Below are 23680 nucleotides of genomic sequence, written 5' to 3' on the forward strand. Positions count from 1 at the left end.
GCGTAGGCCTCCTCCAGGGAATTCAAACAACCATCAATGTCGTTGAGCCCTGCAAATATGAGTTCTCTTGCGTGCCCCGGGATGTAAAACATCGAACCTCGAACATACAGATCGTTCAATTTATCGAGGGCTAGCTCGCTTTTCTGCCGGTTGCCAAGTTTCGCCTCCAGTTGCCCGAGAGCTAGGGCGGCGGGCATGTACTCAGTTTCGAGCAAGACCTTATATGTTTGCCTCAGAACGGAGGAGCCAGCATATACAGCGATTGGTTCGAGGAAAGACAACAGATTCTTTGTCTCCTTCCCCGTTACCGCCTACCGCTCCGTTACACAATCAGATCCATCGGGATCGATTAGGTTTCAAATGGTGCGAAATCGAGATGTACACACTATCGTACCGATCAGATCTGCGTGATTACCTAAGTATCAGAATGTGACAGCCAACACGGCACAGTGTGATTTCGCACCGGACGAGTTGACTTGTCTGAGCGGCAGCAGGACACTTTGCGTTGTGCCGAACGCATCCAGTCGGGCCGAAATTCCAGCTTCCAACCAATTGCTCATAGCGCTGTTGGCTGAAGTCGAACTTCCATCACATGAATCGCTGCTCAGGGGTACGAAACGCAAAATGAACGAACATTTTCGTCAATTTATCTCTCTCCATGCACCGAGGACTTCCACCGCGTCTAATCGAGTATCTCACTGGCTCGGTTGGTATCCAAAGAACTTGCCAACTGCGATTGGTCTCATCTTTTTTCTTTCGATTGCTGCCGGTGCTGCGGCGCAAATATCGTCCCCGCCTTATGCCGACAACATACTGACCCCAAGTAGCCCAATTGGCACTCCGCCGGGTGCGGCAACTGACGGCGACAATCAGAGCGTCAATTTATCAAACTCGGCACTTACTGTTTATGTCCCATTGCTTTCGGTTCCTCAACGGGGAGGCTGGTCACTTCCGTTCGCTCTGATCCACAGCAGCAACGGTTATTACCTACAACAAAATGTCTCTGCAGTGCCTCTGTATCAAAACCAAGATGGGCAGCAAAACTCATGGACTACGAGCTTCACCTACAACGTCCGAATGATTCACCCGGATTCGGCGTTCGAGATCAACCTGCCGCGCCTGCAGGCATCAGAGGAATACGCAGGAAGCTGGAACATCATGAACGGAATGACCGTCACTGGTTTAATTGAGCGTTCGTGTCTGACCAGCTTTGCTTTCACAGATTGGGAAGGAAGCAAGCACCCGTTTGCGATCACTCAATCTTGTAATCAGCCCAATTTGGCTAATCCTCCATTCATGCCAGGAACAATCGCTGACGCCACAGATGGTTCCTTCTACCGAATTGACTTGACCAACATTGCGGACATAAGGGTTATTTCAAAGGGTGGCACTGTCTATCATTTTTACAGTATGTACAACCCATACCCTGATGGAATGAATGATTCGGGAGGCACAAATTACGAGAATTGGTACGACCAGCGAATGGGTCTGATGAAAGATACGAACGGAAATTCAATCTCCGTCTCACCGTCAGGCTCCGGGTACGTGGTGACAGATACGATTGGGCGAACCTTTACGTTCAGCGCCAACTCACAAAACTATACGCTCAGCTACACCGGGCAGGATGGAACTGCCAAATCCATCACAGAACAATGGCAGGTTACAGACAGCACGCCGATAACAGACATGTTCCCCGGGCTGACCTGCTCATATTCTCCGCGCTCGAACGGTACGGGGCCCAATCCACCCGGCACATGTTCAGCAACACCCGCGCCCGGAGAAACCGCGTACAAAGCCACAGTGACGTACCCGCCAGCTGATTCCAATGGCGACTCTCGGCAGTTGGTTTACAGGCTAGACAAGCGTGAACGGATTGTGGAGGTCGATTACCCGTCGGGAGGCTACACAAAATACGACTATGCGGACTTTAATGTACAGGCTTGGAGTTCCACGACGATCACAAATTACACTTTTCAAAGTGTAGAGGACAAGCGCGAGTGTGCCTCTTCGACCGGCAGTTGCTCGACTGAAAACATCACCAATTACGGATGTGCAGTAGCAGTGGCAAACGGCGGGGCGGGGCAACCTTATTGCAGCACGATGACGGTTACAGATCCGATGGGGAACAAGTCTGTGCATACGTTCGCGCAGGCTTCTCCTGGCCAGATCTCCCCAAAGGAGACAAATGTAACGATATCGGACGCGAGCAATAACCTGCTTCAGTCTCGTCAAACCACCTATACATCACCTGGAACGCTTCCAGTTAATACGGATCTGTATTTTCCATATATCGTGACAACGACCCTCAGTGATGGGCAGCCCCCAGTGAGTAACACGGTCACCTATTCCTATGAGACATATCCAATCCAGATCACGGGAGGGAGTCTTGGTGGGCCATTCACGACCTATATTGACAATCCAACGGAGGTTGACCAAGCCGACTTCGATGGGACTATAAAGCGCAAGACCACAGAGCAATGGGAGCCACTCAACTACTTTTCTGGAAGCAGCGGACACATTCTTGATCGTCCTGCCTCCAAAACTGTTTCGGACCTTGTCGAGGCGCTGCAAAACACTACAACATTTGTCTATGACAACGGGAACAATACGGCCGGAAACTTAACCCAAAAGTCGGTAACCGCAACAAACGCACCAACGGCTGTCACTCAATATATTGTGAACGGCTACGGTGAGGTCACCCAAGTCACCGATCCCGATCTGCACGTGACGCATGTCTATTACGCCGATGCTTGGGCGGATTCGTCTTGCGCAATCGCTCCTGGGAGTTCCGCATATCCGTCCAGCATCACGAATGCTGCGGGAGAAACAATCTCCTACACCTACAACACTTGTCTCGGAACAACCGCGTCGGTTTCAGGTCCAAATTCGAATCAGACGACCAGTTATACCTATGATGCCCTGCAACGGGTTGTTTCGGTGTCTTTTCCGATCGGCGGGAAGAAGGCCTGCTACTTCGACTCAATTCCAAACATAGTCACGACCTATACTTTGCAGGCTGTTGGCTCCTCTTTGCCCTCATGCACCAGTCCGACTGTAACTCCGGCGGGCATGATCACAAATTCGGTTGCACTCGACGGACTGGGTCGTAAATCGCAGACTCAGCTGCTTTCCGATCCCTCTGGTGCCGTTCTCTCTGACACAACATACGACAGAAACGGAAATGTGCAATCGGTTTCTAATCCGTATCGTTCAACCGGCGACCAGACATACGGCACGACAGGCTACGAATACGACGCCCTCAATCGCAAGACATTGATGACCAACCCCGACAGTCAGACGTCCGAGCAATGGTCCTACGCGGGCAATGTCAATACCTTCACGGATGAGAATGGATCGAAGTGGCAGCGGACGGTTGATGCCTTCGGAAACCTGACGGCAGTTCTTGAGCCCAATGGTTCGAGCATATCTCCCTCGATGGAAACCGACTATACGTACGATGGGCTCGGTAATCTGTGGACCGTTACTCAATGGGGCGGTGCAAGGGGTTCATCTGGAGCACGGAATCGCTCGTTCACCTACAGCGGGATTTCGCAATTATTAACGGCCTTAAACCCTGAAACAGGTAAGGTATGTTACGGAACGATGAGCGGTTCTACGTGCTCACCTGGCTATGACGCAGCCGGCAATCTTATGTACCGGACGGATGCGCGCGGCAAGCAAACAAGCTATTCCTACGACAATGTGAATCGGCTATTGTCAAAGAGCTATTCGGACGGGACCCCGACCGCGTGTTATCAATACAGTTCGTCGTTAATCCCGTATTCGATTGGCAGGTTAATTAGTGAATGGACTCAGACGGCGGTCGCCTGTTCGTCATCGGGCTCTTTCTTGACCAAGCGTTCAATTCTCGCCTACGACTCCATGGAGCGCATATTGAATGAGCAACAATTCACTCTCGCGAACCAGTCGAGTGGACCGCAATACACGCCTGCATATACATACGATTTCGCTGGAAACCTTCTTACCTCAACCAACGGCATCACAACCACGCCAGTGGTGGGTTCGATTACGCTCTCCAATTCATATGATGGCGCAGGACGGCTCTCGACACTGACCAGCAGCTGGAACGATGGCTCACATCCGCCAAGTATCTTTGCAGCTCAGGCGCTTCCCTCTCAGGCATTGCAATGTCAGCAGCCTGTCTCATCCCCGTATTCCCCATTCGGAGGGCTTGCGAATGCCGTTTTGGGGAACGGCATCGCTCTCAGTCGAACATATAACACGCGCCTTCGAGTGACGTGTGAAATCGATTCGGCCAATTCGATACCGTAGTCAGCTGCTTTAAACGGGGCGGTGAAATGGCGCCGATAGAACGCTGGAACGCGGCGCCGACAACGTTAGGTTATACAGAAGAGGAAGAAGAGAACGAGGACAGCAATGAAGCACGACGAACCGCTCTCCGCAGGATTTCGGGCGATGATAGGGATGCTGGGAGTAGTCACCGGAACTGGGCGTAAGGATGCGCGCGATTGTGTTGCCAAAACCATCCGCTCTCATTGGTGTACGGTGTCAGTCTGGATTGTCACATCCGCACTGGCAACCGGAATCGCATACGCCATCGGCAGTCCCATGACAACTCCACAACTGACCTCTCCAAGTATCTCGGGAACGGAGGTATATGGCAACCCGCTCTATTTTTCCTGCAGACTCACCTATGGCGGCGCGGGAATGTCGGGTCAAAGCGTAGGTTTTTATGTGGACGGAAATATGATCGGGTCCGCAACCACGAACAGCACTGGAACGGCTAACTACACTAGTACTTCGATAACGGCTGGGAGCCATGGCGCCACCTGTAAGTATCAGAGCACAACGAGCGGCACGACAAATTTCACAGAGGCGAAGGCGACGCCCACGCTATCGGTAGCAACCTCCGGATCGCCTTCGATCTATGGGAACTCCGTAACCTTTACGGCTACCATATCGAGCGGTCCGACCGGAAACGTCACCTTCTACAACGGAGGCGCGTCGTTCTGCACTGGAACCATCAGCGGTACGACCGCAAGCTGCGCCTCGAATTCCCTCACTGCCGGATCTCATACGATCACCGCCGGCTATGGCGGAAACACGAACTATAATTCGGTCACATCGAGCGGCATTACCCAAAACGTCAATAGGGCAACACCAACGATTACCTGGCCTACCCCGGCACCAATCACCTATGGAACAGCGCTCAACTCGACCCAGCTCGATGCAACTGCCAGCACGCAAGGGACATTTGCTTACTCTCCAGCGGCAGGTACGATCCTGAATGGCGGATCTCAGACACTCTCTGTAACGTTCAGCCCGACCGACAGCACCGACTTCACGACATCGACGGCATCTGTGCAGATCACCGTGAATCCGGCGGCTCCGGCATTTCTGAATATCTCGACGTCCGGCACGCCTGCAAACTATCAGACCGCCGTTACATTCACAGCAACGATTGCCAGCGGGCCGACCGGCTCAATCAACTTTTACGATGGCGCTGCAATGATCGGCAGCGCCACAATCGGCGGAACTACGGCAACGTATACGACATCTACGCTCACGCCGGGAACGCACATGATCTCGGCAGCCTGGCCCGGCAACATCGATTACGGTCCTATCTCGTCGTCGCAGATCTCGCAAACCATCAATGGTGCCCTCTTGTACAGCTACTTGGTGCCTTCGGGTGGGTACGACGGCGTCGGAAATCTTAAGAACTATACGGATGCGGTGACTGGGAGTTGGAGTGTAAGCTACGACACCTTGAACCGGATCATGGGTGGAGGGTCGAGCAAAGGGAGCTATCCCTACTACTGCTGGAGCTATGACGGCTTTGGAAACCGCACTGCGCAGGAAAGTTCGAATACCACGTTTTCCGCCGGGTCCGGCGGTCCTTCTCCTTGCCAGACTACGGGCGGAATTGGTCAGAGTGCGTGGGCACAGTATAACGGGACAGTGAACGGCTCAAATAGCAACCAAATGAGCGCAACAAGTTCGAATTTGAATCAGGGGAACTGTTACGACACTTCCGGCGACGTGACGTGCGATGGCACGTACCAATATCTGTATGATGCCGAGGGCAGAGTCTGTGCCGTTTTGAACTCATTAGCCGGTACGATGACAGGCTATTTGTACAACGCAGAGGGAATACGCGTAGCCAAGGGAACCATCTCATCGTGGAGTTGCGCTCCCAGCAACGGATTTCAGACAACGACCGATTATGTGCTGGGACCGGGAGGCGAGCAAGTGACCGAGCTTTCAGTGAGTGGCACATCCATCACTTGGGCCCACACCAACGTCTGGGCGGCTGGAAAGCTGTTCGCAACTTACGAGACTGCTGGCAACAAGCTTCATTTTTACCAGGACGATCCACTCGGGACTAGGCGTTCGCAGACGGACCCTAACGGCGCGCAAGAGCAGACCTGCTCGAGCTTACCCTACGGGGACGGCGAGTCTTGTACCCCCGCACCTACAGAGCACTTGTTTACCGGCAAAGAACGTGACTTCGAATCAGGCAATGACTACTTCGGAGCAAGATATTACGCATCTACGATGGGCCGTTGGTTGAGTCCTGACTGGTCCGCGAAAATCGTACCCGTACCCTACGCGAAGCTCGATAATCCTCAAAGCCTGAACCTCTATGCCTACGTTGGCAATAACCCGCTTGGCCGGGCTGACCTCGATGGGCACGAGGTCGATTTGAATGGGACAAAAGATGAGAAGGCTGAGGAGGTCCGCAGAATAGCAGGGACTGCTACGCGGACCGACAAGAATGGTGTCACAGAATCCTCACTCTTCAAGCCAAGCACTGATAAAAGTGGGAAGACCACAATGGTGCTCAATGACAATGCTGCAGCAAAGTGGTCTGGAGGGCATTCCAAGGCTTTCAATGACTTAGTCGGAGTGATTACGAATAAGGATGTCGCTTCAATCTATCTTGAAGACAATCATGTCAAAGGGTGCATGTGCGACTGGAACCACGGCCAAGTTGATGGCTCGGGGCATTACTCGGTCTTCCTGACGATGTATCCGACTGGCGCCGACACGGCTGCGCCATTGCACAACGGAAATTCACCGGAAATGATCGCGGGGCATGAAGTCTTGGGGCATTTCCAATCCTGGATGAAAGGTAATCCTCACTTCGGAGATGAAGGCCCAGGATCGCCCGCCTTCGATTATGAAAATCGGTGGCTTCGGCCACAGTTCCAACTGGCTCACCCGAATGGCCCAATAACGGGACCTCGTTTGGATAATGAGCCATAAGTTGAGGAGCTATTGTATGCGCAGACTAATCGCGATTTGCTTGTGCGTGTTGCCCTTGAGTGTGGCTGCCCAGAAGCCCAAGCCGACAGATGTCCAGCTTCAGATTCAGCGAACTTCGACCGCGAGCGCCATCGTTGATTGGAGCATAACCAACAACACGAAGTTCGCAATGTACGTGTACGACTTTTTTCTGCTGGGACCCGCACCATGGAACGATCAAGAAGGGGATGTTTCGATTTTGGGGACTGCACCGATGAGGCAAGAGAAAGGCTGTCCTCCAAACAGAGTTGTGCCAGTGCTGCTCTTGGCTTTACCTCCGGGCCGAACGATTCGCGGCGACTTCGTGGATGATCGAATGAATCTCGATCCAAAAGCAAAGGTGGCCATGCGGATAGCAATCTTCAATGATCCATATAAAGTTGTTGAAGATGCGAAGCGCTTCTTGAGCAGCCATTGCGAGCACAGCCCTTATGATGCGATAGTTCTCGACGGAACAATCGTGCAAAGTAACATTGTTCAATTGTCGGCAGAACCAAAGCCGGGTGCGCCGGTGAGTACACCGAGAGGCGAAATTCCTGAAGCGAGTAGTCACGCCGAAAAGCCGAAGCTTCATTAAACGACGACGGAATCTGAACAAATCTATGATGCACACCTACGCGAGCGCTCCCGAAATGCATCTTTGGCGGTCGCTGTTCACCGGCAAAGAACGTGACGCCGAATCAGGCAATGACTACTTCGGGGCAAGGTACTACGCAAGCTCAATGGGAAGATTTCTTTCGCCCGATTGGTCTGCCAAAGTCGCACCCGTACCGTATGCCAAACTGGACGATCCCCAATCGCTGAACCTCTATGCATATGTCCGCAACAATCCACTGAGTAGGATCGACGCCGATGGGCATTACGACGACAAGTGCGGCGCTGGGGACAAGAAATGCGAAAAAGGAGTAGATAAGTTCGATAAGCAGCTTCAAAAGGACCTGAAGTCGAAGAGCATCAAGGTTCGAAATGCTGCGGCAGCGTGGGGTGCTAGAGGGGATCACAATGGCATTGGAGTAAGGTTTGTGACTCAGCAACAGATGGACGCTGATGCTCATACAGCACCGGGATATCAGACGAACGCTATGGTGACACCCGGAGCTACCGCTGATCACAAGTTGACTATCGATGCGGAGTTCTCAGAAAACAACTCCGGTTCGAATCTCGGGCAGGTAATTGCTCATGAGGGATCGCACATCGAGGACGACGCTAACTTTATAAACACCTACAACTCCGCAACAGGTATGTACTTCGCTGGCGCGAACTTCTCTCATCGCTCCACAGAATTTCAGGCCTTCGAAGCTGGCGCAGGAGTGAAGGCATACTCCGAGTTCCAGAGGGGGCAAAAGGGCTACCAGCAATTGGATGATTACATCACGAAAGCTTATCCAAATGCTGATCAGGATGTGTTCGATCCGGCGAGGTTCCCCCAACAATGAAACGGCTTGCTATAGTTCCGATTTTCGTCCTGATGTGTCACACTTCGCCTGCTCCCGCGCAGCAGGCGGAGGGCACTCCCTCAGCGCAGGCAATGCCCCTCTGTGCCGTTCTTGCGGATGCAGCCAAGTATGACGGCAAAGAGATCATGGTTCGCGGGTTATATCGAATGGTGATCCACGGTTCCATCCTCATGGACCGCGCCTGTTCGCAAACGAACGTGAATCTGCGCGAGTCTCCGGGGTATAAAGCCGACAAGAAGGCAGTAAGTGTGCTTCGATCAATAACGAAGAAAGACCAGTTTCAGCCGGTCGAGGTCGTTTTCCGGGGCATCTTCCGGGTTGCTCACAAGGAACAATGCTTCGGACAAATTTGCGCAGGCTACGAGATCGAAACCACCGAGCTTGTCTCTGCCCGTCCTGAATCGCCCGATAGTGGGGGCGCTACGAGCGTTCCTGCCACGGATACGCTGGCTCACGAGTCTGGCCATGTCGATCCGCCGAAGCAGCAGTGAGCCGCTGTTCTGGTCAACCGCAAGCCGTCCTTCGGGGCGGCTTGCTGCTTCTGTGGCTCCATCCGTCATCCTCGGCACAGCCAGCGGAAGAGCGCGGTGCTTTGCACCGGGAGTATGGGGACACGTCATCCCCAGATGGGTTGCTGTAGAGCGCTCTCCGTTTCCAAATGTCAACGCGCGCGGTTTCAGCGGCTTGCGATTTCGTGTTTACGCTCGTAAACGCCGGGGTCCGCGAATGTCATCGACGCGTTTACGTACGTGAACATGATGTGCTGCAGGCGGTTATGAAAAACCTGCCGCTTGCGACGCGCATCGAAGCCAGCAAGCACTGAAGTCTGTTCAAGGCGATTCTCCAATGGCTTCCTCTGACGGCAAACAGTCCTCCGTAGTACCTTCCGCGTCCTCAGGCGCGCCAGGAAGCGAGACTTCCCGCACCAAATCCATCGCCACGCGCTTGTCAGAAGGGGAGTTTGCGGAAGTGGAAAGAGCCGCGACGAACGCAGGTCAAAAGGTCTCCGAGTGGCTCCGTTATGCTGCGCTAGCCCAATCCCGATCGACCCCGACTGATCCGATTCTCCTAGCGGAGATAGTCGGCATTCGTGCATTGATGTTGAACTTATTTGCAAAAGCCTCCGAAGGGCCATTGAGTCAGGAAGACCTGCGCAAGATCTCCGAATACGCCGATGCCGTGAAGCAACGGAAGGCCGAGGAAGTCCTCGCCCGGACGCGCGGCAAGGGTCCCGGAACTCCGGAGTGATGACCGCGAGATGGCAGCGCTTCGCCCGGTCCTTTCCCCGATGGACGACGGCCATGTTGGCCGGCTTCATCACGCTCCAATGCCTCCTCTGGTGGGAGTGGTGGGCGCGGGAACTTTCTCCACTCGAGCGATACTATTTGCCTGCCTATTTCCGTTCGACTGACGGGGTCAAGCATGTCGGAGCGAAGAGTCGCATTGAGCCGATCTTCAAGACTGCACCCGGCAAGAAACGCGAGCTAATCCTAACGCCCGATGTGGTCGCCGGAGGAAATGGCAACCTGCCTCTTCAGCTTTCGCGATCGGCTCTGGAGCAAAGCTGGAAGGGGATCGAGAAAGGTACGCCGATAACAGACGAATCCGCCGCAGTGGAAGACTTTCTCCGCGAGGACTTCTATCGTGGCCGGGGATTCTGGGAGGTGGCAGCGGAGCCATTGCTCGACGGATGTGTTTTCCTGTTGGCTTCGCTTGCCGCTGCATTCCTCTTCATGCGGGAGGAATTGACCGCCGAATGGAAAGGTCTTTGCGAGGTCCGATCGAAGACGGAATTCGCCAGCGATCACCGCTGGTCTTCGTCGGCCAATCGTCCTGCGATAAATAGCCGGATCGGATTGCGCTGGAATCCCTGGAAGTGGATCGGAAGGCTGAGGCCGAGATCCTCTAATCCGACGCAAGATTCGAACCGTAATGTCGAAGCCAACCGACGTCCAATGAGCAGTCGTATCGGCATCGAACAGTCGTCGCTTCGCACCTTGCTTCCGCAGGATGATGCGGACATGTTACAGGAGATGGATTCGAGCCCGCATCGCACACCGAGAACATCTTCAATGAGCCCTCCGAAGAAGGTTCCCAAGCGGCGGACTATCTTCCCAGGGAGAGGCGGCCTTCGCGCATCGGATCAGAAGCCGAAACCGTGGGACGAATCGCAGTGGATTGACTGATGCAAGAGACGTGCTGAAGAAAGGCCACTCAGATCCACAAATGGGCGGTCGAGGCGTTTGCTTTCTTCAGTTCCCAACCAATGCCGACGAGCATCGATGCCGCAGCCGATTGACAATGAGAAAGCGCACTGTCTCTGTCCTTTCATATACTCGCGTGACTACATTCCGCCCGCCTCATCAAAGGGCCTCTTTCGGATGCAATGACTGTGTTGCGAAGTTACTTCCATTGGAAAACTCGAATGTGGCAAGAGCCTCTTGTGTTTTAGTCCGCGAGATGGAATCGTTTGGCAATTACAGTGGCAATAACTCCCCAAAACTGCTACTAATGCCCAAAGTTGCCTATAATGTACAAAGTATGCCTATAACTGCCCAAGGATTCCCATAAGTGCTTAAGCATGCCAATCACGAGGCGCAAATCACCAATATCCATGAGGTCATTAGCGCCGCTGCCGAGAGAAATAGTTACTAACTAGCGACCATCTGTTCAGATTTTGAGTTACTGTATTCTACAGGCAGGTGCGAGATGCTGCCGTGCTCGTCCTCGGAGCCGAGATCATGTTGACCATCTCCAGGGCCCTTTCCTCAGGGCAGGTTCAAACCTATCACTCTCGCGAGTTTGCGTCTGAGAAGCAGAACTACTGGAGCCGCGACAGACACGCACTCAGCGAATGGCGAGGCACTCTTTCGACGGAGTGGGAATTGCGCGGCTCCGTCAGAGCAGACCATTTCGCACGATTGAGTGAAGGTCTGCATCCGGAGAGCGGCGCGCAGCTTGTCAAGCACCAGCCAGCTAGAACCTACGAGAACGAATACGGCAAGGAGATCACCAGTGCTGAACATCGTGCTGGATGGGATGCGACATTCTCCGCGCCGAAATCGGTCTCACTCACCGCACTTGTGGGCGGCGATAACCGAGTGCGAGAGGCACATCGGGAAAGTGTTCGCGCTGCGCTTCAGGAACTCCAACGATACACACAGGCACGCATCGGCAATATTCATGTGCCGGAAACAACAGGAAAATTCGTCGCGGCCACGTTTGAGCATGATACCGCACGGCCCGTGGATGGCTATGCTGCACCGCAACTTCACACGCATGCGATGATTTTCAACGTTACAGAGCGAGAGAACGGCCAGACGCGTGCACTTCAAGAACGCAGTCTCTTTCAGTCGCAGCGATATGTGACCAGCGTCTACCGTTCCGAACTTGCCTTGCGGCTCCAGAAGCTTGGCTATGAGATCGAGAGGGGTGAACACGGTCAGCCGGAGATTAGGGGATACACGCAGGAGTACCTGGACGCATCGAGTCCACGGCGAGAGCAAATTAAAGGACACCTGCAGGAGATCGGAAGAGAGGGTGCGGGCGCCGCTCAGGTCGCCGCACATCGGACGCGGGACAAGAAGGAAATTCAGTCGCAGGATGAAGTTTTACGCCGGCATCGCGAATTGTGCGCACAATTCGGGTACCAGGCCGAACGCGTCGTAGCACAGGCAAAAGAACACTCCCATCAACATCAGCAGCCTGAGAGGACTGCGCAACAGGCGGCGATGTATGCGCGGAATCATGTCTTCGAGCGCTCTGCTGTTCAGGACGAGAGGGCAATTCTGCAATCTATGCTTGATCGCGGAATGGGTGTGCTCAGTTACGGTCAGGCGCGACAGGAATTCGCGCGCCGTGTGGCAACAGGCGAGTTTCGCTCTGTTGGACACAGGGAAGGTCACGCCGCTCCGCGCTATACCACCGGCGAGATGGTCCGCATGGAGAGAGAGACCATAGAGCGGATGCAGGCCGGGAATCATCACTCTTTCCGCGATCCGATGCTGGTTTCGCCGCAGGTGCGCATTCCGACGGAGGACCGCCATCCCGAACTCAATTCTTCACAGCGAGCAGCCGTGGACGAGATCTTTGTTTCGCGCGAGAAGATCATCGGACTCGAAGGCATTGCCGGTGCAGGGAAGACAATGACGCTAGGCGTCATTCGCGAGGGAGCGGAAGCCGAGGGATATCGAGTCGAAGGCTTTGCACCAACATCTCGAGCTGCGCAGAAGTTGGCTGAAGCGGGGATCGAGAGTTCAACACTGCAACTGCACCTCGCACGAGGTGAACAGCCGGATAGCGGCAAGAAGAGATTGTACGTGCTCGACGAATCCTCTCTTGCCTCTACCCGCCAGATGTACGAGTTTGTACAGCGTCTGCATTCGAATGATCGCGTCTTATTAGTCGGAGACACGCGGCAGCACGAGGCCGTAGAAGCAGGCCGACCCTTTGCGCAGCTTCAGGAAGCCGGGATGAAGACCGTCAGTCTGGATCAGATTCTCCGGCAGCGCGATCCCGAGTTGAGAGCAGCAGTCGAGCAATTGGCACGCGGTGACGTTCGGCAGGCTGTCGCTGGCCTCGACGCTCAAGGCCGGGTGCACGAGGTAGGCAATCGAGAGGAACGAATTGCGGCAATCGCCCGTGAGTATGCGCGATCTCCCGAGAGCACACTGGTGGTCTCCCCTGACAATAGATCACGGAGCGATATCAATGAGCGCATTCGCGGCGAGCTGCAATCGCGCGGCGTGGTGAGTCGCAATGAATGTACCACGACTGTGCTAGTGCCGCGGCAGGAGATGACAGGCGCAGATCGAACCTGGGCGCAACAGTATCAGGTCAACGACATTCTCCGTTATTCACGCAGTTCGCACGAGACCGGCATCGGCAAAGGTGAATATGCCCGCGTGGTGAGCATCGATGCCAAGAAAAACTTGCTGACGGTTGCGCGTACAAACGGAACTGAACAGACGTACGACCCGCGCCGGCAGATGGGTGTCACAGTCTACCGCGAACAAGAGAAGGCCTTTTCCGTTGGAGACCGCATCCAGTTCACCGCGCCCAATAGCGAATTGAAGATAGCGAACCGCGAGCTGGGGACGGTGAAAGACATTACGTCGCATGGCGCCATGAGGATCAGGTTGGATAGCGGGCGCAGAATGACCTTCGATCCTGCACAGGATCCGCATCTGGATCATGGCTACGCTGTCACGAGCCATTCCAGCCAAGGGCAGACTGCCGACCGAGTGCTCATCCACGTGGACACCGATCTTGCCGCCAAGGACATGCTCAACAGTCGCATGGCCTATGTCTCTGTTTCGCGTGGGCAGTGGGATGCCCAGATTTTTACGAATGACCGAGGAACACTCGGGAACGCGCTTAGCCATGACGTTTCGCACGAGAGCGCACATCAACCACAGCAGACGATTACACCGGTATCGCGGGATATAGGCCGGACGCATCAGATGGAGCACGATTTTGGTGCGGGCATCGGCATGGGCTTTTGACGGGACTGATTGGACTACAACTCTCACAAGAGAAGGCGACTATGAACACAGAATTGCTTGCGAAGAAGCCAGTCCAGCAGGCAACCCAGGCGACACTTGCTCTGGATCTGCAATACCTCACCCGCGATGCGAGCTTTGCCGAAAAGCACTATCGTGTCAGCGAACTTGCGGGATTGTGGGGGCTGGGCCGAGAGACAGTGCGCAAGATCGTGAAGGATGAACCGGGCGTGATCAAGATCAAGCAGGGCCGTAAAAAGGCGCATACCACATACAGCGTTCCGGAATCCGTCGCGCGCAGAATTCACACGCGGCTGCTAAACGTTGCTTAGCTGCGCCCAGGAAAGGCGATGACGTTTGGTTTAGGCTTATCCGTGAAAGCTTGTTGCAGGATCTCAGTGAGCCGCGCCTGCCGTTCGGGCACCCACTCGGCGTAGTGTTTGCGAACCACCTTCTCGGTGTTTCCAAGGAGTTCGGCCACATCCTGCACCGAGACTCCTCGCTGCAGCAGGATACGAGCGAAGGTGTGGCGGAACCGGTGGTGAGTCGGGTTCGCCGCCCACGGGCCGCACAGAGCCCACAGCTTGTCCAGTTTCCTGCGCCACACGTCGGTGATCACGCAGATATCCTTGGTCTGGTGGGAGCCGAAGATGAGCCCTCCATGTTCTTTGGTGCGCTCGCGAATACGCTCTTGCAACCACACTGGAATCCAAGTCGAGATATGATTACCGCCCTTAGTGGTGCGGACTCGGCATTCCCCGTTCTCCTTCAACCGGTCGACGTGAAAGGTGGCCACGTCGGAGATGCGCAGGCCGGTGTAGACGGAGATTGCGATGAAATCGGCTAGGTCCTGACCATCCCAGCGCCGCCTGTATTTGCCCTTGGCGGCGTATTGGGAAGCGCAGGCAGAAAACATCCTGGTCAGATCGTCATCGCTGAAAGGGATGCGAGGGGCATTTTCGCCTTCTCGCTCTTTGCGTGTGTGCTTTTCCCTGATGAGTTTCGTAGGGTTTTCCTTGAGCCACCGATTGCTTTCCAGGTAGCGAAAGAAAGCCTTGACGGTGGCCATTTTTTTGGTTGCCGTCGAGATCTTCACTCCCCATGAGACCCGGAATTCGCGCACATCGAAGGGCTGCCACTGATCGATGTAGACGTAACCCCGGCTGCGGCTGAAGTCCAGCAATTCGGTCAGCAGGTAACCGTATCCCCTGATGGTGGTCATGGCGTGAGAGTCGGCCAATTCCGATTTGTAATCCCGGACCGCTCTTTCGACGGTGATTCGGTACGCTGAAGGTACGGCGGGAGGGAGTTCTGGCGCCGGGGCAGGCAACTCACCATCCCAACTCTTCCAGTGGGCCACCAGCTCCCTGGCTTGACCCCAGTCTGTCAGTCCTGTGGTTTTGCGGCTGAACTTGCCTTTCAGAGTGCCGGAGGCGTGGATAAGGCACGCGCAGTGCTTCCAGCCTTTCTTGCGTTCCTCGAATTCGCCGGAGCGGAACTGCTCCGGGTGCCCGGCTTCGCACTCCGCCCGATGTCTGCGATAGAGGTTGATCGCCATGGCGGCATTATAGGATAGATTGCACGCTATTGCACTCTAAAACCGGTCAATTTATCTAAATTGTTGATTATATTATGGCGGAGAGAGTGGGATTCGAACCCACGTTAGAGTTTCCCCTAAACACGCTTTCCAAGCGTGCGCCTTCAGCCACTCGGCCATCTCTCCAACTGATAAAAGTTCCAATTCGAGTTTATCAAAGCTGGCTCCGTTACGGATTTCCCGCAAGCGGGCCAAGGGGACGATGGAAAGGGAATCCGACAGAGGCTCATTGAGGATATTGGTACTCGCCGCAAGAGACAATCAAGAGGCGTTCAGTCGTATAAATGAAAGCGTTTACGCGAGTCAATACAGTCTTGTATAGTCTCCTCTTGCTGTCAGTTCAATCGTAATATATGCTGCATTTCCAGTTTGCGGCCTGTGCTTTCTACCGCTTTTCTACATTTGCGAGGTATTCCAATGCCAGGTTTCACTCGACGTCACCTTCTTCGTTCAGCCGCATTTTCCGGTCTGGCTTTTTCTACTTCATCTTTGATGACGCGCTCGGCCTTGGCGCGAGCGGTTTCATTTGCGGCCACAGACGCTGTGTCTCCGACGATGCTTCCACGAGAGAAGCTTCTTTTTGACTTCGGATGGAAATTCACTTTAGGCAATGGAGCGGATCCTGCGAAAGATTTCGGCTTCGGTGATGGACAGGGCGACTTTGCGAAGACCGGTGAATTCGAATTTGCAAAAGCGAAGTTCGACGATTCGAAGTGGCGCACCTTGAACTTGCCTCATGACTGGGCGGTTGAGTTGCCTTTTGTGCGGGATGAAGTGCAGAACTCGCATGGATTCAAGCCACTAGGGCGTCGCTATCCCGAGACCAGTGTTGGGTGGTACCGACGCGCATTCGATGTTCCGGAGAGCGATAAAGGCAGACGCATTTTGATTGAGTTTGATGGTGCTTTTCGTGACGTTCTTATATTCGTAAACGGCTGCTTCATCGGACGTAATGACAATGGCTACGCTCCTTTCAGCTTCGACCTTACCGACTTTCTTTCGTACGGTAAAAAGAACTACATCGTTGCGCGCGTGGATGCAACCTTCGGAGATGGCTGGTTCTACGAAGGCGCAGGTATCTATCGCCATGTTTGGCTGACGAAGACAGACGCGCTGCATCTGGGCCAGTGGGACAGTTATGTTCGGCCCGAGGTTGTGGGCAATGCCGCGACACTGACATTGAGCACCATTGTGAAGAACGAGGGTGTCGACCACGAAACCGCGAAGGTCAAGTGGCAGATAGTTGACGCAGCCGGAAAATCTGTAGTCGTTGCTGAAGCGCCGGCTCAAGCGGTGGTGGCTGATGGCTCTGTAGTATTCAACGCTACTGCCAAGTTGCTCAATCCTTTACTCTGGTCTGTCGATCAGCCGAACCTCTACTCGGCCAAGGTGACTGTGGAGGCGGGGGGTAAAGTTCGCGATGCTGACCGTGTAAGTTTTGGCATACGTACCGCGAAGTTTACGTCTGACAAGGGATTCTTCCTGAATGGAAAATCAATCAAGATTCAGGGTACCTGTAATCACCAGGACCACGCGGGAGTAGGTGCCGCGGTGCCAGACAGTCTGCAGCGATTCCGGCTGGCGGTTCTGCGCGAGATGGGTGGCAACGCTGTTCGAACCTCGCACAACATGCCTACACCTGAATGGGTGGAAGCCTGCGACCGCATGGGTATGATGATGATGTGCGAGACGCGCCAGATGAGTTCCAATCCTGAGGGTATGGCGCAACTCGAAACCATGATTAAGCGCTATCGCAATTCTCCATCGATCATCATGTGGTCGGTGGGAAATGAGGAGAATCAGTTGCAGGGGCCCATGGCAGAACAGGGCGCTCGCATCGCGGCCGACATGGTGCGGCTGTGCCACGAACTTGATCCGACGCGCGTGGTATCGGCTGCAGTGAATGGAAATAACGAACAGGGTGTTTCAGATGCATTAGACGTCATCGGATTCAACTACAATTTGAAGCTTCCGGAAAAATATCATCCAGAACATCCCAACCGGCCGATTTACGGATCGGAGACTTCTAGCGCCATCGGTACGCGCGGCGTGTATTCCACTGATCCTCTGCGTAATACCTTGAATTCCTACGACGGCGTGGTTCCATGGGGCGAGACTGCAGAAGAGTGGTGGAAGTACTACGGCTCGCGGGATTGGGAAGCGGGTGGCTTTGCGTGGACGGGTTTCGATTATCGCGGTGAGCCAACGCCCTACGGATGGCCGTCGATCAACTCGCAGTTTGGCATCGTCGACATGTGCGGATTTCCTAAGGACAACTTCTTCTACTACAAAGCATGGTGGGGCAAAGATCCTGTCGTTCATGTTTTTCCACACTGGAACTGGACGGGGCGCGAGGGCGACGAGATTCCGGTCTGGGTGTATTCGAATCTGGACGAGGTGGAACTGTTTGTGAATGGTAAGAGCCTTGGAAGCCAGAAGGTTCCTCATCTAGGACACGTGGAGTGGAAAGCGCGTTATGAACCTGGAACGATTGAAGCGCGTGGCAGCAAAGACGGCAAAGTAGTTCTGACCGACAAGCGCGAGACGACTGGCCCAGCATCATCGATTCGATTGACGGCGGATCGCATGGAGATCAACGCCGACGGCCAGGATGTTGCTGTCATCAAGGTTGAAGGCCTGGACAAGGAAGGCCGTTTAGTGCCGATCGCAGATAATCACATCGGATTTAAAGTTTCGGGCAACGGAGAGTTGATCGGCGTAGGCAATGGCGATCCAAATTGCCAGGAGAGTGATAAGGCGCCGAAGCGTTCGCTTTTCAACGGACTTGCGCAGGTGATCGTCCAATCGACAAAAGAGGCAGGCGAGATTCAAATTCAAGCCCACAAAGATGGATGGGATGGCCCGAGTCTGGCGCCAGCCACGATCGCGATCAAGACGAAACTGGCGGAGACTCGTCCGGCGGTTGGTTAAAAGCAGGGGAGACGAATAAGGTTCCTAAACTTTTCCTGGGTTCCTAGTGTGAATCCCCAGGTCTCAGAGTCGAGACCTGAGGATTTCGGCCATTGTTTTGTCGCTACTCAAGTACGAAGATGTTTCTTTGCGCGCACATCTCCTTCAGCACTTTCGGCCAAACGGTGCAGCTCACTTCGCCAAGGTGGGCCTTGTGAAGCAGGAGCATCAGAGTGCGCGACTGTCCGATGCCGCCGCCAATTGAGAGTGGGATGCGGTTGTTCAGAATTGCCTGGTGATAGGGCAATTTCATGAAGTCGAGTTGATTCGACATCGCGAGCTGCTGCCTCAGCGTTTCAGCAGTGACTCGAATGCCCATCGAGGTCAGTTCGTGACGGCGCTTGGTGACAGGGTTCCAGACGAGGATGTCGCCGTTGAGGCCGTGGGTGTGTTCGCCGGTTTCGTGCCTGGTGTCGGTGACCCAGTCGTCGTAGTCGGCTGCGCGCATCTCATGCGGATATCCATCGCGCAGCGGCCAACCGATGCCAATGATGAAGATGGCCGGGTGCTCCTGCAGGATCGCCGTTTCCCGTTGCTTGCGGGGAAGGGTGGGAAACATCTCAAGGATGTTCTCTGCGTGCAGGAACGTTAATTTCTCCGGCAGGTTGGGATAGCGCGGGTCCTTCAATTGCGGGAAGAGGGAGTGGGCGTATTTTTCGGCTCCGACGATCACCTTCCAGATTTTGCTTACGATCTCTTTCAGAAATCTCAGATTGCGCTGATCGGGAGTTATGACCCGCTCCCAGTCCCATTGATCGACGTAGGCGGAGTGGTCGTGATCAAGGAAGTAGTCCTTACGAACGGCGCGCATATCGGTGCAGATGCCTTCGTCAACACCGCAATCGAATTGCTTGAGAGCGGCTCTCTTCCATTTAGTGGCAGCCTGAACTACCTGCGCATCGATGGGGTGCCGGTCGCGATCATTGGTGATGTGGAACTGGATAGGAGTGCGCGATCCGTCGCGATCAAGCATATCGTTGACGCCGCTCTCAACGTCGACGATGAGCGGGACCTCGACCATCATTAGGTTCAGTTCTTTGCACAGGTTGTCTTCGATAAAACGTTTGACGTGGAAGATGGCTTGCTGCGTTTCCTTCGGAGTCAGGAGAGAACGGTAGTTGTGAGGGAGAACAGTTTCCAGCTCTGTGTAATCGCCAATGCCGGGTCCAGCAAGGTCCGCTTTTTTATCAAGCACGCTAGGCATGGATGGCTCCTTTCCGGGCAGTGCAAATGCGCGTGCGGTTGGGGCTTTGCTCTCCCCGAAGTTGAGCCGCGGGGCGAAGTGCACTCTATGCCGCAAAGATGGTCGACCCAAGCGGCGTACCGCGCTGTGATTGAAGTCACGAGTCGATGGTTGCAGTGGACTTTCCGGTATGCCGGGCAGAAGGCCGCGATTGCCGCATATACTGTCGATTCATGAGATTCAGGGGGCGAAAGCACATGCAAGGATCGGGTAGGTTGGGTGTGGTGCTTGCGATTGCAGCAAGTCTGGCAGCTTGGGGACAGGTTGGTACGAAGAATCAGAGCGGTCCGGTGCATTTGCAGGTAGATGATTTGCGGAGTCCGTTGGGGATCGACGATGCTACGCCGCGCTTCTCCTGGCAACTGAATGATGCGGCGCGGGGCGCACGGCAGACGGCGTATCGTGTGCTGGTTGCAACAAATCCGGAGTTGCTCAGCGATGACAAAGCCGACGTGTGGGACAGTGGCAGGGTTTCGTCTGGGCAGTCGTTGAACGTGAAGTATGCAGGTCCTGCGGTGAAGCCAAGCACGCGCTACTGGTGGCGGGTGGAACTGTGGGGCGCAGATCAGAAGGCGTATCCCGCTAGCAAGACGGAGTGGTGGGAGACCGGCCTGCTGAGCCAAGGCGGCTGGCGCGGAGATTGGATCGGGTGGGAGACGACCGAGGAGGCTGCCGTTCGCAAGGCGCCAGCGGTTTGGGTAGCGAATCCAGATGTTGTGCCGGGAAGCGCGAAACCGAACAGCGAACAACGATTTGCATATCGAACTGCAGTCAAGGTCGAAAAGCCCCTGGAGCGGGCGGTGCTGTTTGCAACTGCCGAGGACACAGTGGATGCCTGGGTAAATGGCGAGCAGGTGCTGAAGGCGGCGGCTTTTCCGCCTTACCACCATTTGCCGTGGAAGAAGTTTGTGCGTGCGGATGTAACTGCACAAATCTCCGAGGGCATAAACACGGTTGCGATCGAGAGCGTGCACTACATCGACAAGTACGGCGAGAGCAGAAGGAAAGATGCGCCTCCGATGATTGCGACCGTGATCCTGCTCTATAAGGATGGAACTACGGCAACGGTGGGAAGCGACGGGACATGGAAGAGTACGGAGCATCCCGCGGATGGTTGGCAGAAGAAAGAATTTGAAGATAAGGGCTGGAAGAACGCCCAGGTCTTTCAACAGGCCAGCGGACCCCAAGAGCAGCCCGTGCTGCATCCCTGGATTCCGGATAGCGTGAAGGTCTTATGGAAGAGCTTTGATGCGGGGGAGACGATCAGCCACTCCAGCGACAAAGACCCGTCGCCCGGGACACCGGGAGTGAAGTCGGCGCGGCTGTATGCAACGGCGCTGGGAACATATGAGCTTCATCTGAACGGCGAGCGAGTTGGCGACAGTGTAATGGCTCCGGGGTGGACGGATTATCGGGAACGAGTTCTCTATCAGACTTACGATGTGACAAAGCTGATGAAGAGCGGGGCCAATGTTATTGAGGCATTGCTTGCTCCCGGCTGGTATTCGACGTCACTGGAGTGGTTGCAGCAACCAAATAACTACGGCGATACTCCTCCGGCGCTCCGGGCGCAGTTGCGCATCGAGTATACGGACGGAAAAGTGGAGTGGGTGGGGACGGACGCCAGTTGGAAAGCAGATACATCATTCATCGTCCACTCGGAACTGTACGACGGGGAGACGCAGGATCTTCGGGAACTCTATCGGACGTTTAACAGGACAGGCGTTGACGCCAGACCAGGAAAGCAAGTACAGATCATCCACCCGAAGGAGATCAGGATCGAGGCGCAGAGCTTCGAGCCGATCCGAATTGACCAGGCAATCACTGGACCGAAGATGACCGAGCCAAAGCCGGGCGTATTTATTTACGACTTCGGGCAGAACATGGCAGGCGTGGAAAAGCTTGTTGTGTCCGGAGCAGCGGGCACAGATGTGCAGGTGCGTGTGGGGGAAGCGCTGAATCCTGACGGGACGCTCTATACGGAGAATCTGAGGACTGCGAAGGCGACCGATCACTTCGTTCTTTCAGGACTGGCAACCGATGTACTTGTTCCCCATTTCACTTTTCATGGATTTCGCTATATCGAGGTCACTGGAGTAAAGAGCGCGTCGAGTGTGGGAGGCGTTTTTGCGCAGGTGTTGCATACCGATTTTCACTTTACGTCAAAGCTGAAGACGGGCAACGCCATGATCAATCAGCTGTGGAGCAACATTCTATGGGGGCAGAGGTCGAATTTCGTGGGTCTGCCAACGGATTGTCCGCAGCGCGATGAGCGGCTGGGATGGTCCGCCGATGCGCAGGTCTTCTGGCGCGCGGCGTCGTACAACGCAGCCCTTGCATCGTTCACTCGCAAGTTTGCGGCCGATCTTCGCGGGACACAGGTGGGCACGCCGTATTACGGGATCTATGCGCCGGGGACGGCGAAGATTTCTCCGGGAGTGGCCGCCGCGTGGAGTGATGCCGGCGTGATCATTCCATGGACGTCGTGGCTGCAGACCGGCGATACCAGCGTGATCGATGAAAACTGGCAGGCAATGCGGAAGTATGTTGACGCAATCGATGCGCGCAATCCCGACGGGATCTGGCATAACGATTCGGGGATTCCATTTGGTGATTGGTTGTCACTCGAAGGCCGCACGCAGGAAGACCTGGTTGCGACAGCGTACTGGGCGTACGACGTGAACATGATGCGCGAGATGGCGCACGCAACGGGAAGGACGGAGGCGGAACAGCACTACGCGAAGCTTGAAGAAAAGATTCGCGATGCGTTCGACAAAAAGTTCATCCAACTGGATGCGAAGGTTGCGATTCGCGACCAACTCCACGAGAGATTCATTCACGTGGGCGCATATATTCCCGGCGCTGACAACAGCCCTTCGCCCTTTGGCGATATTAATAATCCGAATGCGAAGGCCACTGGAGGCGACACGCAGACTGGCTATGTTCTGGCGTTGCATATGAACCTTCTGCCGGCGGACCTGCGTTCCAGAGCCGCTGATCGCCTTGTGGAGAAGATCAATGACAATCACGGTCTGCTGAATACGGGCTTCGTGGGCACACCCTATCTGTTGGAGGAATTGACGAAGACCGGTCACAGCAAACTGGCCTACGATCTGCTGCTGAGCAAGGGAATGCCGTCGTGGGGATACCTGATCGATCATGGTGCGACGACCACGTGGGAGCGCTGGAACGGCGACGAGATGATGGGCGATCCGCAGATGAACTCATACAACCATTACGCGTATGGCGCGGTGGCCGACTGGATTTACAGATTTGCCGCGGGCATCGATGCGTCTCCGCTCGATGCTGGATTCCACACGGTTGTATTGCATCCGGTGTTTGATGCAAGGCTGTCTCCACTGGAATTTAACTATGCGTCATCGTACGGCACGATCAGCTCAACCTGGACAGTGAAAGGGAAGGCAGCGGAGTGGAAGGTTACCCTGCCCGCCAATACAACTGGACGACTGGAACTAAGTGATAAAGAGGCTGGGAAGTACAAAGTTGATGGCGTCGGTCTGAGTGAAAGTCCGCTGGCGAAGAAGGTGAATGGCGGATTTGAATTGGTGGCCGGAAGTTATCAGTTTGAGGTTGAGATGTAGGACGTCGTACGAAGCAATTTGGA

14 protein-coding genes and 1 tRNA gene are annotated in these 23680 nt (G+C 54.8%); 11 read left to right on the forward strand and 4 right to left on the reverse strand.

From position 1 onward, the window contains the following. Positions 1–624: 624 nt before the first annotated feature. From P8935_RS14655 to P8935_RS14675, 5 genes are all read left to right on the forward strand, one after another. Positions 625–4293: a hypothetical protein gene (locus P8935_RS14655; protein WP_348261042.1), complete on the forward strand. Its 3669-nt coding sequence runs from the start codon at positions 625–627 to the stop codon at positions 4291–4293. A 105-nt stretch (positions 4294–4398) separates the two neighbouring features. Continuing rightward, a complete protein-coding gene (locus P8935_RS14660) occupies positions 4399–7248 on the forward strand; it encodes an Ig-like domain repeat protein (RefSeq protein ID WP_348261043.1) in 2850 nt (949 codons plus the stop codon). A gap of 16 nt (positions 7249–7264) precedes the next feature. Next, a complete protein-coding gene (locus P8935_RS14665) occupies positions 7265–7864 on the forward strand; it encodes a hypothetical protein (RefSeq protein WP_348261044.1) in 600 nt (199 codons plus the stop codon). A gap of 25 nt (positions 7865–7889) precedes the next feature. Then, a complete protein-coding gene (locus tag P8935_RS14670; RefSeq protein ID WP_348261045.1) occupies positions 7890–8723 on the forward strand; it encodes an RHS repeat-associated core domain-containing protein in 834 nt (277 codons plus the stop codon). Further along, positions 8720–9235, forward strand: a complete 516-nt coding sequence (locus P8935_RS14675; RefSeq protein WP_348261046.1) for a hypothetical protein — start codon at positions 8720–8722, stop codon at positions 9233–9235. The genes P8935_RS14670 and P8935_RS14675 overlap by 4 nt, the downstream gene beginning before the upstream one ends. 185 nt (positions 9236–9420) lie before the next feature. Here the strand turns inward: P8935_RS14675 and P8935_RS14680 are convergent, their stop codons facing one another. Further along, positions 9421–9591 (reverse strand): hypothetical protein, encoded by a 171-nt coding sequence (locus P8935_RS14680; protein WP_348261047.1) that lies wholly within the window; start codon positions 9589–9591, stop codon positions 9421–9423. Here P8935_RS14680 and P8935_RS14685 point away from each other — a divergent pair. The 4 genes from P8935_RS14685 to P8935_RS14700 all read left to right on the forward strand — a co-directional run bounded on the left by P8935_RS14685 (position 9591) and on the right by P8935_RS14700 (position 14577). Continuing rightward, positions 9591–9992 (forward strand): hypothetical protein, encoded by a 402-nt coding sequence (locus P8935_RS14685; RefSeq protein WP_348261048.1) that lies wholly within the window; start codon positions 9591–9593, stop codon positions 9990–9992. The genes P8935_RS14680 and P8935_RS14685 overlap by 1 nt on opposite strands. Next, positions 9992–10930 carry a hypothetical protein gene (locus P8935_RS14690; protein ID WP_348261049.1) on the forward strand — a complete coding sequence of 313 codons (939 nt, stop codon included), beginning with the start codon at positions 9992–9994 and terminating at the stop codon, positions 10928–10930. The genes P8935_RS14685 and P8935_RS14690 overlap by 1 nt, the downstream gene beginning before the upstream one ends. 531 nt (positions 10931–11461) lie before the next feature. After that, entirely contained in the window at positions 11462–14248 is a 2787-nt protein-coding gene (mobF, locus tag P8935_RS14695) for a MobF family relaxase (RefSeq protein WP_348261050.1), read from the forward strand. Between the two features lie 41 nt (positions 14249–14289). After that, positions 14290–14577 carry a hypothetical protein gene (locus P8935_RS14700; RefSeq protein ID WP_348261051.1) on the forward strand — a complete coding sequence of 96 codons (288 nt, stop codon included), beginning with the start codon at positions 14290–14292 and terminating at the stop codon, positions 14575–14577. On the opposite strand, the gene P8935_RS14705 is transcribed toward P8935_RS14700, so the two are convergent. Both P8935_RS14705 and P8935_RS14710 read right to left on the reverse strand, forming a co-directional pair. Further along, positions 14574–15803, reverse strand: a complete 1230-nt coding sequence (locus tag P8935_RS14705) for a site-specific integrase (protein ID WP_348261052.1) — start codon at positions 15801–15803, stop codon at positions 14574–14576. The two genes, P8935_RS14700 and P8935_RS14705, sit on opposite strands and share 4 nt — an antisense overlap. Before the next feature lie 75 nt (positions 15804–15878). Beyond that, positions 15879–15968 (reverse strand) — tRNA-Ser (locus P8935_RS14710). A gap of 291 nt (positions 15969–16259) precedes the next feature. Here P8935_RS14710 and galA point away from each other — a divergent pair. After that, positions 16260–18773, forward strand: coding sequence for a beta-galactosidase GalA (galA, locus tag P8935_RS14715; RefSeq protein ID WP_348261053.1), 2514 nt, complete (start codon positions 16260–16262; stop codon positions 18771–18773). 103 nt (positions 18774–18876) lie between these two features. Here galA and asnA read toward each other — a convergent pair whose 3' ends face one another. After that, positions 18877–20016, reverse strand: a complete 1140-nt coding sequence (gene asnA, locus P8935_RS14720; RefSeq protein WP_348261054.1) for an aspartate--ammonia ligase — start codon at positions 20014–20016, stop codon at positions 18877–18879. Positions 20017–20252: 236 nt separating this feature from the next. Between asnA and P8935_RS14725 the strand changes: the two genes are divergently transcribed. Beyond that, on the forward strand, positions 20253–23657 hold the full coding sequence (locus P8935_RS14725) for a family 78 glycoside hydrolase catalytic domain (protein WP_348261055.1): 3405 nt from the start codon (positions 20253–20255) through the stop codon (positions 23655–23657). Positions 23658–23680: the final 23 nt, after the last annotated feature.

Source organism: Telmatobacter sp. DSM 110680, from assembly GCF_039994875.1.
Taxonomy (GTDB): Bacteria; Acidobacteriota; Terriglobia; order Terriglobales; family Acidobacteriaceae; genus Telmatobacter.